Consider the following 13,197-nt stretch of genomic DNA (forward strand, 5'->3'; position numbering starts at 1 on the left):
ACCTGAACGCGCCCGGCGGGGCATAGTACGCGGAAAGAGCAGTGGCAATACTGTTCGCCTGTTCGCCCGACCGGGCCGGAATCGTGGAATGGAAGGAGCTGGCGAGTGTTCAGCCGCATCGCCATCGTGAACCGGGGAGAGGCCGCTATGCGCCTCATCCATGCCGCCCGCGACCTGGCGGCAGAGACCGGGCAATCGATCGAAACCGTCGCGCTTCACACCGATGTCGATCGGAACGCGACATTCGTGCGCGAGGCGGATATCGCCTACGACCTCGGTCCGGCCGCCGCGCGCCCGTATCTGGATCTCAAGCTGCTCGAGCGCGCGCTGCGCGAGACCGGCGCCGACTCCGCCTGGGTGGGTTGGGGTTTCGTCGCCGAGGATCCCGCCTTCGCGGAACTGTGTGAGCAGATCGGGGTCACCTTCATCGGCCCCAGCCCCGACGCCATGCGCAAACTGGGCGACAAGATCGGCGCCAAGCTGATCGCCGAAGAGGTCGGGGTGCCGGTCGCGCCGTGGAGCCGCGGCCCGGTCGAGACCATCGACGAGGCCAAGGAAGCCGCCGAGCGCATCGGCTACCCGCTCATGCTCAAGGCCACCGCGGGCGGCGGCGGGCGCGGTATCCGCGTCATCACCGGCCCGGAGGAGCTGGAGGATGCCTACGAGCGCACCCGGCAGGAAGCCGCCCGCGCCTTCGGCAGCGGCGTCGTGTTCCTCGAGCGCCTGGTCACCGGCGCCCGCCACGTCGAGGTGCAGGTCATCGCCGACGGGCAGGGCACGGCGTGGGCGCTGGGCGTGCGCGACTGCTCGGTGCAGCGGCGCAATCAGAAGATCATCGAGGAGTCGGCCTCGCCGGTGCTGCGGCCCGAGCAGGCGGCCGAGCTCAAGGCCTCGGCCGAGCGGCTGGCCGTCGCGGTCGGGTACTGCGGCGCGGCCACCGTCGAATTCCTCTACCACCCCGGCGACGAGCTGTTCGCGTTCCTCGAGGTCAATACCCGCCTGCAGGTGGAACATCCGATCACCGAGTCCACCACCGGCTTCGACCTGGTGCGTGCGCAGCTGCACGTCGCGGCCGGCAACAAGCTCGAGGGTGAGCCGCCGGTCGAGCGCGGGCACGCCATCGAGGCGCGGCTCAATGCCGAGGATCCCGATCGCGACTTCGCGCCCGCGCCGGGCCGCATCGCGCGCCTGGATCTGCCGGCCGGACCGGGCATCCGGGTCGACACCGGCGTCAGCCAGGGCGACACCATCCCGGCTGACTTCGACTCCATGATCGCCAAGATCATCGCCTACGGCCGCAATCGCGAAGAGGCGCTGGGCCGGCTGCGGCGCGCGGTCACCCAGACCCGCGTGGTCATCGAGGGCGGCGCGACCAACAAGAGCTTCGTGCTCGATCTGCTGATCCAGCCCGAGGTGCTCGACGGCAGCGCCGACACCGGCTGGATCGACCGGGTGCGGCCCGAAGGCCGCCTGGTCTCGCATCGCCACTCCACCATCGCGCTGGCCGCCGCGGCCATCGACGCGTACGAGGAGGAGGAGCGGGTCGAGCGGAATCGCCTGCTGTCCACCGCATCCGGCGGGCGGCCGCAGGTGCAGCACGAGAGCGGGCGGCCGCGCGATCTGAAGCTGCGCGGCGTCGGCTACCGGGTGCGGGTCGCCCGCATCGGCGCGCATCGCTTCCGGGTCGGGGTCGAGGCCGGCGGCGAAACCCGCACGGCCGACGTCGATCTGGAGCGTTTCGACGATCACACCGGGCAGGTCGTGGTCAACGGCGCCCGCTACCGCCTGACCACCGGCACCCACGGGCCCGTGCACGTGGTGGACGTGGACGGGGTCACCCACCGCATCAGCCGCGACGAGGGCGGCGTGGTCCGCTCCCCCGCGCCCGCGCTGGTGGTCGCCACCCCGCTGGCCGTCGGCGACGAGGTCGAGGCCGGGGCGCCGGTGCTGGTATTGGAATCCATGAAGATGGAAACCGTACTGCGCGCGCCGTTCCGGGCGCGGTTGAAGGAATGCGCGGTCTCGGTCGGCACCCAGGTGGAGACCGGTGCGCCGCTGCTGCGCCTGGAGCCCATCGCCTCCGAAGACGATGCGGACGCCGAGGCCGCCGCCACCGGCACCGCCACCCTGGATCTGCCCGATCAGGCCGCGCCGGTGCGCCCGCACGAGCGGCTGACCCGCGGGCTGCAGGATCTGCGCAGCCTGCTGCTGGGCTTCGACGTGGATCCGCACGACGAGGGCCGCGTCATCGCGGACTACCTGGACGTGCGCCGTACCGTGGTCTCCGATCACCGCCGGCCGCTGGCCGAAGAGCTCGAATTGATCGAGGTGTTCACCGATCTCGCCGAGCTGAGCCACAACCGGTCGTGGGACGACGAGGGCGTGCAGAGCCATGTGCACAGTGCGCGTGAGCATTTCCACACCTACCTGCAGAGCCTCGATGTGGAGCGGGCCGGGCTGCCGGACTCGTACCAGGCCAAGCTGGTCAAGGCGCTCGGGCATTACGGCGTGACCGAACTGGACCGCACCCCGGATCTGGAATCGGCGGTCTTCCGCATCTTCCTGGCCCAGCAGCGGCCTGCCGACACCGTCAATGTCATTACGACGCTGCTGCGTTCGTGGCTGCGGGAGCCGGTGCCGAGCGGATCGCTGTACGAGCCCGCCGGTCTGGCGCTGGAACGGCTCGTCACCGCCACCCAGGTGCGTTTCCCGGTCATCGCCGATCTGACCCGTGGCGTCGTATACGCCTGGTACGGACAGCCTCTGCTGCGCCGCAACCGCGCTCGCGTGTACACCAATGTGCGCAAGAACCTGCGCTACCTGGATCTGCACCCGGAGACCACCGACCGGTCCGAGCGCATCGCCGACATGGTGCGCAGCACCGAACCGCTGGTGCGGCTGCTCGGACAGCGGCTCGTACGCGGCAATATCGACAACACCGCCATGCTCGAGGTGCTGACCCGCCGCTACTACGGCAACAAGGACCTCACCGACGTGCGCACCCGGGAAGCCGGCGGCTGCACCTTCGTGAGCGCCGAACGCCGTGGGCTGACGCTGATTTCGGCCGCCGGCAGCTTCGACGAACTCGGCGCCATCCTGCGCGGGCTGGCCGAACTGGCGCACGCCTCGGCGTCCATAGAGGTCGATATCTACCTCGGCTGGGAGAAGCAGCCCGAGGACTTCGACGCCATGGCCACCGCATTGCAGGAAGTCCTCGACGGGCAAGCGCTGCCCAACCAGGTGCACCGCATCACCGCCACCGTCGCGGGCAGCGGCGGCGCGGTCATGCACCACCACTTCACCTTCCGGCCCTCGGCCACCGGGATGAGCGAAGAGCGGCTGATTCGCGGCCTGCACCCGTTCATCGCCCAGCGCATGCAGATGAAGCGGCTGCGCAAGTTCGACCTCACCCGCTTGCCGTCCTCGGACGACGAAGAGGTGTACCTGTTCCGGGCCATCGCCAAGGACAATCCGTCGGACGAGCGGCTCATCTCCTTCGCGCAGGTGCGTGACCTGGCGGCGCTGCGCGACCACGACGGACGGCTGCTGGCGCTGCCGACCGCCGAGATCGCCATCGCCACCTGCCTGGACTCGATTCGCCGGGCGCAGGCGCAGCGGCCGTCGGCCAAGCGGTTCAACACCAATCGCGTGATCATGTACATCTGGCCCGAGGTCGATGTGACGCGCGAGGAGCTGGAGAAGGTGCTCGGCGGGCACGTGCTGCCGCTGACCGCGGGTGCCGGGCTGGAGGAGATCCTGCTCATCGCCCGCCAGCGGGATCCGCAGACCGGGGAGCTGGCCAAGATCGCGGTGCGGATCGCGTTCGACGCCACCGGCGGTGCGGAGGTCAGCATCGGCGAGCGCACCGAAGAGGTCGTGGAGCCGCTGGACGAGTACCGGCAGAAGGTGCTGCGCGCCAGCAGCCGCAATACCGTGTACCCCTACGAATTGACCAGTCTGCTGGGCGATTTCACGGAATACGATCTGGATGCCGCGCACACGCTGGTGCCGGTGGATCGGCCCAAGGGCAATAACAAGGCGGCGATCGTGGCGGGCGTGGTGAAGACCGCGACCCCGTCGTACCCCGAGGGCATCACGCGCGTGCTGCTGCTCGGCGATCCCACCAAATCGCTCGGTGCGCTGTCGGAGCCGGAATGCCGGCGGGTCATCGCCGCGCTGGATCTGGCCGAGCAGTTGCAGGTTCCGCTGGAGTGGTACGCGCTGTCCTCCGGTGCGCGCATCTCCATGAAGTCGGGCACCGAGAACATGGACTGGGTGGCGGCCGCGCTCAAGCGGATCGTCGAATTCACCCAGGACGGCGGCGAGATCAATATCGTGGTCTCGGGCATCAATGTCGGCGCCCAGCCGTACTGGAACGCCGAAGCCACCATGCTCATGCACACCAAGGGCATTCTGGTGATGACGCCGGATTCGGCCATGGTGCTCACCGGTAAGCAGGCGCTGGACTTCTCCGGCGGGGTGTCGGCCGAGGACAACTTCGGTATCGGCGGCTACGACCGTGTCATGGGCCCCAACGGTCAGGCGCAGTACTGGGCGCCGAACCTGAACGCGGCGCGCGGCGTGCTCATGTCCCACTACGAGCACACCTACATCGCGCCCGGCGAGGCCATGCCGCGCCGCACCGAGACCAGCGACCCCATCGACCGTGACGTCTCCGACTTCCCGCATGTGGTGGCCGGCAGCGATTTCACCACCGTCGGCGAGATCTTCTCCGCGACCGCCAACCCGGATCGCAAGAAGCCCTTCGACATTCGCACCGTCATGCGCGCCGTGGCCGACCAGGACCATCCGGTGCTGGAGCGCTGGGCGGGCATGGCCGACGCCGAAACCGCGGTCGTCCAGGACGCTCGTCTCGGCGGTATCCCGGTGTGCCTGTTGGGCATCGAGTCCCGGGGCGTGTCGCGTCGCGGCTATCCGTCCACGGACGGTCCCGACACCTACACCGCCGGCACCCTGTTCCCGCAGTCGTCGAAGAAGGCGGCCCGCGCCATCAATACCGCCAGCGGCAATCGCCCGCTGGTCGTGCTGGCCAACCTGTCCGGCTTCGACGGCTCCCCCGAGTCGATGCGCAAGCTCCAGCTGGAGTACGGCGCCGAAATCGGCCGCGCCATCGTCAATTTCGAGGGCCCGATCGTCTTCTGCGTCATCTCCCGCTACCACGGCGGCGCGTTCGTGGTCTTCTCCAAGGCCCTGAACCCGAACATGACGGTCCTGGCCCTGGAAGGCTCCTTCGCCTCCGTCCTCGGCGGCGCCCCCGCCGCCGCCGTCGTCTTCGCCGGTGAAGTCAGCGCCCGCACCGCGGCCGATCAGCGAGTCCGCGAACTCGCCGAACGCGCCGCCAGCACGGCCACCGCCGACCGCGCCACCCTCACCGCCGAACTCGACGAAATCCGCTCCTCCGTCCGCACCGAGAAACTCGGCGAGGTAGCAGCCGAATTCGACCGCGTCCACAACATCCAACGCGCCGTCGAAGTCGGCTCGGTAGACGCCATCATCCGGGCCGCGGACCTCCGCCCCCGCATCATCGCGGCCATCGAATCCAAACTCCCGGGTGCCGCCACAACCGAATAACCCGCCCCACGAATGACCAGGGCCCAACCCCAAAAGGGTTGGGCCCTGGTCATTTCCAACCCACTACCCCAACCAGGGCACCTCTCGTCGTTCCCGATGATGTCCCAACCGCAACCGCACCGTCGGATGCACCGGCATCCCCTCGAGCTCCTCCAACGACACGAACCGAACCTCGCTGGATTCCTCCGAAACCCGAATCTCACCCCCGACGACCCGCCCGTAATACACGATCGCGAACTCCTGCCGAACCTCCCCATCCTCATAAACAATCACATGCTCCGGATCCGTATAAATCCCCAACAACCCACTGATCTCAATATCCACCCCCGTCTCCTCCCGCGTCTCCCGAACCACGCACTCCCCCAACGTCTCCCCCACCTCCATAACCCCACCCGGCAACGACCAGTTCCCCGAATCCCCCCGCCTCTGCATCAACACCCGCCCAGCTTCATCCACCACCAGCGCCGAACCACCAGGCTTCAACGAGTTCGGCTTGGGTGCATCCGGATCCTTGTAATAGTCACGCCGACTGCCCACGGATTCCCTCTCATGCTCGGTGCATCGCCAGTGCCGTTCGAATCAATTGCCGCGCCTCATCCCCATAGAGCGCCTGCTCCGCGAGGATGTCGAAAGTCTTCAAGTGCAACGCAATCCCCTCCGCGTCCTTGACGACGATCTCTCCACCGACCGCCTCGGCCGAGGCCTCCGACTCATCATGAACGACGAATCCTGCGGCGGGCACACGATAGTCCGCGTCCAACGGCACGATTCCAAGACCGATCCGAGGACTCGCCATCACCTCCAGCAGGTGGGTCAGTTGATCCACCATCACCGCGTGACTTCCGACCGTCCGGCGCATAACCCACTCACCGATCAGAAACCGGAACTCGTGCCCGTCCTGATCGAGAATCCGCTGCCGCCGCATCCGCGTCGCTACGACGTCATCGAGATCGCTCGGTACACCGAGCACACTGATACAGGCCCGCAGAATCGCCCGGGCATACGCTTCGGTTTGCAGTAATCCGATCATCACGTCCGGCTGCCAGGTCCGGATCAGCCGCGTCCGCGCTTCCTCATCAAGGATCAACCGCTGCAGCGGCGCCAATCCAGTGGAACAGGTCTGCTGCCAAGGGCTGTACTGCATCCGTCCTACCTCGCGTGAGTGCCGCTCGTGCAGTAAGTCTCCCCGGGATACACCGTGATCACCGCGAGTTGCCGCATCAGCGAGTCCGGAGCCTGACTGTCTTCGAAGTGTGTGAGGTCGGGGACGATGACTGCTTCGGCGTCCAGGCGGGTGGCTTGGGACCTCAAGCGGGCCAACGGAGGTCGGCCCGAGGTCGGGTCGTAGACGACCATCCCGGAGAAGTCGTAGCCGAGCTTCGTCGCGATCTTGCGAATCTGACTTTCGTCCCAGAGTTGCGCGATTCCGGAAACATCGGTGCGGAGGTATCCCAGCGCCGATGGCTTGTAGCGCATGCCCGTCCCTTCCGTCGGTTCGTGATCACTGTCGATTCCGCTCGTTCCACGAAGTTCCAGGTAGAAGCCCGGGTAGTCCGCAGAGTCGTCTGCTGCATCGTGAAGTTCCAGAACACCTCCGGGAAACCCGAAGGATCGTGTACGCCAGGTCATCTCGGCCGCCTGTTCCATCGTTGGTGGGAGCCAGCATGGCGATCAGGCCCGGGACCTCGTAACCACGTTCGAATTCGAGCCGTAGACGTCCTGGGACGTTTTCGGCGTCCCACGGCGATTTCCTTGTCGCAGATTCGGGGATCGGATTTCATGGAGTCTGTGAACATCCGGCTGCAAAGCGTGCTGCTGCAACGCGGTATCCGCGTGGAGTCACTGGCCGAGGTATGCGAGGTGGATCCGAAGACTGTCAGTCGGTGGCTGGGCGGCCGGGTGCCGCATCCGAAGCATCGCCGGAGCGTGGCCGAGCACCTGCACATCGAGGAGGAGTTTCTCTGGCCGCCGGTACCCGAGGCGACACCGGTTCCCAGGAATGCCGAGTTGGTTGCCACGTACCCGAACCGCGCCGAGGTGCCCCGGGACCTTTGGTTGTCGCTGTTGCGCGGCGCCACCGAACAGATCGACATCTTGGTGTTCTCGGGAACCTTCCTCGTCCAATCGAACCCGATGATCGTGAAGATGCTGACCGAACAGGCAGCCACCGGCACGACGATTCGCCTGTGCTTCGGTGACCCCGGTGGGCTGGCGGTTACCGCCCGCGGCCATGAAGAGGGCATCGGCGACACGCTCTCCGCGAAAATCCGTGCGTCCCTGAGCTATTACCGGCCGATCCTGTCTGCCGATCGCTGCGGAGTCCGGCTGCACGACACGACGCTCTACAGTTCACTGTTCCGATACGACGATAATCTGCTGGTGAACCCGCATATCTGGGGCCAGCCCGCCAGCGCGAACCCCGTATTCCAGCTCAAACGGGTCAACGGCGCCGCCTGGTTCGACAGCTACACCGAGAGTTTCGAAACCATCTGGGCCGGCGCCCAGCCTTGGACACCCTGACGAAAGGCTGATCATGGGCAGGATCGAGTACTACAACGACCCGAGGGCGCCTAAGCCGAATTCGCTTGTGGTGGCTTGTAATCTGCTCGTCACCGATGAATCCGGGGCGATTCTGTTGCAGCGGCGGCGCGATACGGGGCAGTGGGCGTTGCCCGGCGGGGCGATGGATTTGGGTGAGACGGCGGCGCAGTGTGCGATTCGGGAATGTGAGGAGGAGACCGGGATTCTGGCTGAGATCACGGGATTCCTTGGGGTGTATAGCAATCCGAATCACATTGTCGCGTATACCGACGGTGAGATCCGGCAGCAGTACGAGAACTGCTACATCGGGCGGCCGGTCTCGGGGGAACCGAGCGTCAATGACGAGGCGGACGGGGTGGAATTCGTTCGGCCGGAGGAGTTGGGCCGGTATGACATTCATCCGAGTATGCGGCAGCAGATCGGAGACTTCCTGTCCGGGGACTATCCGTATCTTGGTTGACCGCCGGTGGCGTCTTGGATTCGGGAGACTGCGGACTGGATTTCCGGTGCTGCTCGTTGAATGAATCTGCCCACCAATGTGTCCGGGCCGTAGCGGGCCACGATCTCGTTCACACGGGCAGTTGCCGTGGTGGGGGTGCCGTCCGGCGAGGTGGTCATGTCGCAGTAGATCAGGGCGTCGACCAGGAGCGGGTCATCGAGGAGCGGAAACTCCGATTCCAGCTCGTCTCGTAAGCCGCGCTCTTCCGCTTCCAGCAGGGCGAAACTGTGATTGGCCACCAAACGCGTGAGCCGGTCGCCGGCATGATGCTCCTCCCGGAGGAAGCGGGCGCCGTCGAGCGGGTGGAAGCCTGTTGCGGCAATATTCGGTGCATAACCAACGTCGTGCAGAATCGCGGCATCGATGAGTAGGTCCCGATCGCAATCCAGCCGTGCTGCCAGATCGATCGCCGCGGCCGCCACGCCCTGAGAGTGCGCCCAGCGGCGTGGCAGCGGCAACTCGAGTTCGTCGCGGGCCAAACGCCGTGCCCAGGACGACATATGACCAGCCATTGCTCAATGCTACGAGAGGCGATGATCGGCGTATGGACGGATTGCTGGTCTTGGTGAATGGGCTTCCCGGTGCGGGCAAGACGACTTTGGGCGCTGCGCTGGCGCCGTCGATGGATGCCTGGTTCTTGTCCAAGGACGCGGTGAAAGAGGCGTTGGCCGGTTGCCTCGAAGGCGCGGGGGGTGTGCCGGAACTCGGTGGGGTCGCAATGGATACGGTTTGGGCGCTCGCGGCGGAGGCGACGGTGGACGTCGTCATCGATTCCTGGTGGTTCAGGCCGCGAGATCTGAGGTTCGCTCGTGCTGGGATCGAGCGGACCGGGGCTCGCCGGGTCGTGGAGGTGTGGTGCGACATCCCTGCCGAGGTCGCCAGGGCCCGGTACGCGGCACGGACGCGTGCGGCTGTGCACCGCGACCGGGAACGACTGGCCGCCAATTGGAACGACTGGGCCGCTCATGCCGCGCCGCTCGGGCTGACTCCGGTCGTCGTGGTCGACACCTCCCGGCCTGTCGACCACGCGGACCTCGCCCTGCGGATCCAGGCGGTACCCGACGCTCGAGATCAATGAGCGATCCCTGTTGCCCAGTCGGGTAGTGGTTCTCTCCACGCGAGCCAGTCCTGTGGCAGGCCGTCGAGAGTTGTTCGGGCACCGGGATTCCGCCGATGATCGCGCAAGTGGTGTCCAAGTCACCACCTGCCGCAGCCGCTGTCCAGCATGCCTCTTTGAAATCATGGCCGTGATTGGCGGCAACCCAGAGGCTGAAGGGGACGGTGTCGGCTGCGGCGGTGTCGTGGCCGACACCCAATTTCGCAGCAGCGGTACCGGGATCGCCGATCGATGCCGCTTGCACGATCTTGTCCTGCACCGGTCCCGCCGGAGTGCAGGCTGCGGTCATTTCGAGGAGCGATCCGGGGCGGGTGCCCGGTTCGACGGCGGACAGGGCGGCGGCGACCGCTACTGCGACAGCACCTGCCACCGCATCCGGATGGGTATGAGTTATTTCCGCCGATGCGGCAGCTTCGGCGACAACCCGGTCCAGGTCGTCGGCGAACCAAGCGCCCAACGGTGCGACCCGCATCGAAGCGCCATTACCCCAGGATCCTTGGCCATCCCGTGCCTGCTGGGCGAGTTCCCGCCAGTGGTAACCCTTTTGGCGGATCAGCCGCAGGATCCGACTCGTCCCCGGACCGTATCGCCGGTAGATGTCGTAGTGCTGCGCGAACGACCCCGCCAGTGCGTCCTGATCGATCCGCCCGCGCTCAGCCAGCACGGCGAAGATGGAGCACGCCATCTGCGTGTCATCGGTCCACAACCACGGCCCCGGCAGGACCCGGCGTTCGCGCAGCGCAGCTTGATTCATCGCATCCTCGTAGCAAGACCCGAACGCATCTCCCAGCGCCAAGCCCTGCAATGACGCGTATGCCCGCGACCGGCCGTCCCAGCTCATCCGACCAGTCTGGCAGGAACTGCGAGATTCTCTCCTGCCGATCGAGTTCGGCGCTCCGCACCGTCAGCACCTCCGACCAGCGACGACGGCACGTTATGGTGGATATGGTGCGCACATCGATACGAGCGAGTACGGCGTTGTTGCTCACCGGAATTGCGGTGTACGTCGCCGCCCTGGTGGTCCTGACAGTCAGCGGCGAAACCTCGGTCCGCTTCTCAGCCGACACAGCAGAATCCCGCCCGATCTGGCTCCTGTGGCTACCGGTCGCCGCCGGCTTCCTCATCGCAGCGGCGCTCCCACCCCGCGCACCCGCCTCCGACCCGTTCACCGCCATCGATTCGCGACAGCTCACCCGCGACACCTGGATGCTGGTCGGCGCAGCAGTCACCTTCGCAATCGGATTGCACCTGGCCCAAGGCGACAACCTCTGGTTCCTCATCCTCAAAAGCGTTCTGCTACTGGCATTCCCACTCCTGGTCTGCCACGTCACCTGGACCGAATGGGCACGCCTGAATGTCCGTGGCCGCTGGCTACGCCCCGCCCTCGCGATCACCGCCTACATCGTCACCACCCTCGTCATAGACCCCGGCTGGGAAGGCACCGCCCCCGACATCATCACCGTCCTAGCCGTATTCCTCATCAACGCAGTCCTAGAGGAAGTCTTCTACCGCTTCTGGCTCCAAACCCGCCTCGAATCCCGCTACGGCCGCTGGCCCGCCATCATCCTCACCAGCCTCCTGTGGGCAGCCTGGCATTCCGCAATCCACGGCGGCAACGGCCTACTCATCGATTCCGCCGCCGCAATCCTCAACATCGGCGTAACCGGCCTGTTCCTGGGCTACCTCTGGTCCCTCCACCGCAACCCCTGGCTATTGATCGCCGTACACGGTTTCATGAACGCCCCACCGGCCATGCTCGCCGCAATGGTGTGAGCAGACCATTGACAGGTCATCAGCCGCACCTCCATTAACCTCGGCAATCATGCCCACGACATTCGCTCCGATCGACCCGTACGCCGAAGGTCTGCTCGAGGTCGGCGACCGGAATCAGGTGTATTGGTGCACCAGTGGCAATCCGGACGGGCGGCCGGTGCTGGTGGTGCACGGCGGGCCGGGTAGCGGGAGCAGTCCGGGACCGCGGAAGTCGTTCGATCCGAATATCTTCCGGATCGTGCAGTTCGATCAGCGGGGATGTGGGCGCAGCATTCCGAGCGCGGCTGAGCCGGACACCGATATGACGGTGAATACCACCGAGCATCTGATCGCTGATATGGAGCGGCTGCGCATTCATCTCTGGATCGATCGCTGGCTGTTGTATGGCGGATCGTGGGGTTCAACGCTGATCCTCGCGTATGCGCAGCGATATCCGGAGCGGGTGACCGGGATCGTGATGGTCGGCATCACCACTACGCGGCGGCGTGAGATCGACTGGCTGTATCGGGGTGTCGGGCGTCTGCTGCCCGCCGAGTGGGAGCGGTTCCGGGCTGTGGTTCCCGGCGATATTGACGTGGTCGAGGGTTATCGGCAGTTGCTCGAACACCCGGATGCGCAGGTGCGCCATAATGCCGCGATCGAGTGGTGCTGCTGGGAGGACGCGGTCATCGCCCACGAATCCCTCGGTAGCCCAGGGCAATACAGCGCCAAGCCGAACGCCCCCATGCTCGCGTTCGTCCGAATCTGCACGCATTATTTCGCGCACGCGGCATGGCTCGAGGAAGGCGCACTACTGCGCGACGCCGATCGACTTGCCGGAATCCCTGGCGAGCTGATCCACGGCCGTCTCGACCTCAGCGCCCCACTCGAAACCGCCTGGGCACTAGCCAAATCCTGGCCCGACGCCCGCCTGCACGTCATCGACGACTCCGGCCACACCGGCAGCCCCGCCCTCGCCGAACAACTCGCCCACTCCATCGCCCGCTTCGCCCATCCCTGCCACAGTCGAGTTTCACGTCCATGCTGACCATGCGCAATGGAGGCGGCAGTCAGGCGAAAACGGCTTGGAGGACGGACTCGTCACCCTCGATCTCGACCAGGCCGGCGGCACGGGCGTCGGAGAGGGTGATGGCGCCGGCGGCGAGGCCGAGGATGTAGCCGGGTTCGGCGCGGACGGTGGCGTCGAGTGGGTGGCCGTCGTGTAGGCCGACCTCGAATCCCGCTGGCGTGGCGCGGAGTTGGAAGGGGGAGTCGCCGATTTCGAGGCCGATGGTTGCGGTGGGGCGGTGCTGGATCCGCGTGTTGAGCAGCGCCGGGACGGCGAGGGCGAGCCATTCGGGGCGGAAGGTATCGCCGTCGGGGCCGCGGAGCATGAGTGGGGTGGACCAGCGGATCAGGCTCTCGATCGGCTCGCGGAGCTCGGCGCCCCACGGGGTGAGCGCGTATTCGACGATGCTGCCTTTGCCCGATAGTCGACGCTCGACCACGCCCGCCGCTTCGAGGTCCCGGAGCCGGTCGGCCAGCAGGTTGGTGGCGATGCCGGGCAGCCCTTCGATCAAGTTCCGGTAGCGCGCGGGAGCGATGAGGAGCTGGCGCACGATCAGCAGATTCCACCGGTCGCCGATGACTTCGAGGGACCGGGAGAGCCCGCAGTACTGTCCGTAGCTTCTCATCA

The 13,197-nt window shown here is 66.4% G+C and carries 11 protein-coding genes and 1 pseudogene; 6 read left to right on the top strand and 6 right to left on the bottom strand.

Translation table 11 applies throughout. From position 1 onward, the window contains the following. Nucleotides 1-105 precede the first annotated feature (105 nt). A complete protein-coding gene (locus LTV02_RS16130) occupies nt 106-5,592 on the top strand; it encodes an ATP-binding protein (protein WP_233040771.1) in 5,487 nt (1,828 codons plus the stop codon). A gap of 63 nt (nt 5,593-5,655) precedes the next feature. On the opposite strand, the gene LTV02_RS16135 is transcribed toward LTV02_RS16130, so the two are convergent. The 3 genes from LTV02_RS16135 to LTV02_RS16145 all read right to left on the bottom strand — a co-directional run bounded on the left by LTV02_RS16135 (nt 5,656) and on the right by LTV02_RS16145 (nt 7,221). Next, a complete protein-coding gene (locus tag LTV02_RS16135; protein ID WP_233041591.1) occupies nt 5,656-6,024 on the bottom strand; it encodes an NUDIX domain-containing protein in 369 nt (122 codons plus the stop codon). 115 nt (nt 6,025-6,139) lie between these two features. Beyond that, on the bottom strand, nt 6,140-6,736 hold the full coding sequence (locus LTV02_RS16140) for a DUF5753 domain-containing protein (protein ID WP_233040772.1): 597 nt from the start codon (nt 6,734-6,736) through the stop codon (nt 6,140-6,142). 5 nt (nt 6,737-6,741) lie between these two features. Continuing rightward, nucleotides 6,742-7,221 carry a hypothetical protein gene (locus LTV02_RS16145; protein WP_233040773.1) on the bottom strand — a complete coding sequence of 160 codons (480 nt, stop codon included), beginning with the start codon at nt 7,219-7,221 and terminating at the stop codon, nt 6,742-6,744. Between the two features lie 150 nt (nt 7,222-7,371). Here LTV02_RS16145 and LTV02_RS16150 point away from each other — a divergent pair, with 150 nt between their 5' ends. Together LTV02_RS16150 and LTV02_RS16155 are read left to right on the top strand one after the other, a co-directional pair. Then, nucleotides 7,372-8,112 (top strand): helix-turn-helix domain-containing protein, encoded by a 741-nt coding sequence (locus LTV02_RS16150; RefSeq protein ID WP_233040774.1) that lies wholly within the window; start codon nt 7,372-7,374, stop codon nt 8,110-8,112. A 13-nt stretch (nt 8,113-8,125) separates the two neighbouring features. Then, nucleotides 8,126-8,593, top strand: a complete 468-nt coding sequence (locus tag LTV02_RS16155; protein ID WP_233040775.1) for an NUDIX hydrolase — start codon at nt 8,126-8,128, stop codon at nt 8,591-8,593. Here LTV02_RS16155 and LTV02_RS16160 read toward each other — a convergent pair. Continuing rightward, a complete protein-coding gene (locus LTV02_RS16160) occupies nt 8,575-9,144 on the bottom strand; it encodes an HD domain-containing protein (protein WP_233040776.1) in 570 nt (189 codons plus the stop codon). The two genes, LTV02_RS16155 and LTV02_RS16160, sit on opposite strands and share 19 nt — an antisense overlap. 32 nt (nt 9,145-9,176) lie before the next feature. Between LTV02_RS16160 and LTV02_RS16165 the strand changes: the two genes are divergently transcribed. Continuing rightward, nucleotides 9,177-9,710 (top strand): AAA family ATPase, encoded by a 534-nt coding sequence (locus tag LTV02_RS16165; protein WP_233040777.1) that lies wholly within the window; start codon nt 9,177-9,179, stop codon nt 9,708-9,710. 145 nt (nt 9,711-9,855) lie between these two features. Here LTV02_RS16165 and LTV02_RS39620 read toward each other — a convergent pair. After that, nucleotides 9,856-10,590: pseudogene (locus LTV02_RS39620) on the bottom strand (ADP-ribosylglycohydrolase family protein); the annotation flags it as partial. 107 nt (nt 10,591-10,697) lie between these two features. On the opposite strand from LTV02_RS39620, the gene LTV02_RS16175 reads away from it, so the two are divergent. After that, a complete protein-coding gene (locus LTV02_RS16175) occupies nt 10,698-11,522 on the top strand; it encodes a CPBP family intramembrane glutamic endopeptidase (protein ID WP_233040779.1) in 825 nt (274 codons plus the stop codon). Between the two features lie 49 nt (nt 11,523-11,571). After that, complete coding sequence (pip, locus tag LTV02_RS16180) at nt 11,572-12,549, top strand: prolyl aminopeptidase (protein WP_233040780.1); 978 nt, start codon at nt 11,572-11,574, stop codon at nt 12,547-12,549. 22 nt (nt 12,550-12,571) lie between these two features. Here pip and LTV02_RS16185 read toward each other — a convergent pair whose 3' ends face one another. Next, complete coding sequence (locus LTV02_RS16185) at nt 12,572-13,195, bottom strand: winged helix-turn-helix transcriptional regulator (RefSeq protein ID WP_233040781.1); 624 nt, start codon at nt 13,193-13,195, stop codon at nt 12,572-12,574. Nucleotides 13,196-13,197: the final 2 nt, after the last annotated feature.

The organism is Nocardia yamanashiensis, assembly GCF_021183565.1.
GTDB classification, from domain to species: Bacteria; Actinomycetota; Actinomycetes; order Mycobacteriales; family Mycobacteriaceae; genus Nocardia; species Nocardia yamanashiensis.

Coding starts and splice junctions, on each gene's coding strand:
- pip (WP_233040780.1), top strand. CDS start 11,572: ATGCCCACGACATTCGCTCCGATCGACCCGTACGCCGAAGGTCTGCTC.
- LTV02_RS16140 (WP_233040772.1), bottom strand. CDS start 6,736: ATGCAGTACAGCCCTTGGCAGCAGACCTGTTCCACTGGATTGGCGCCG.
- LTV02_RS16160 (WP_233040776.1), bottom strand. CDS start 9,144: ATGGCTGGTCATATGTCGTCCTGGGCACGGCGTTTGGCCCGCGACGAA.
- LTV02_RS16185 (WP_233040781.1), bottom strand. CDS start 13,195: ATGAGAAGCTACGGACAGTACTGCGGGCTCTCCCGGTCCCTCGAAGTC.
- LTV02_RS16165 (WP_233040777.1), top strand. CDS start 9,177: ATGGACGGATTGCTGGTCTTGGTGAATGGGCTTCCCGGTGCGGGCAAG.
- LTV02_RS16150 (WP_233040774.1), top strand. CDS start 7,372: ATGGAGTCTGTGAACATCCGGCTGCAAAGCGTGCTGCTGCAACGCGGT.
- LTV02_RS16145 (WP_233040773.1), bottom strand. CDS start 7,221: ATGACCTGGCGTACACGATCCTTCGGGTTTCCCGGAGGTGTTCTGGAA.
- LTV02_RS16135 (WP_233041591.1), bottom strand. CDS start 6,024: ATGCAGAGGCGGGGGGATTCGGGGAACTGGTCGTTGCCGGGTGGGGTT.
- LTV02_RS16155 (WP_233040775.1), top strand. CDS start 8,126: ATGGGCAGGATCGAGTACTACAACGACCCGAGGGCGCCTAAGCCGAAT.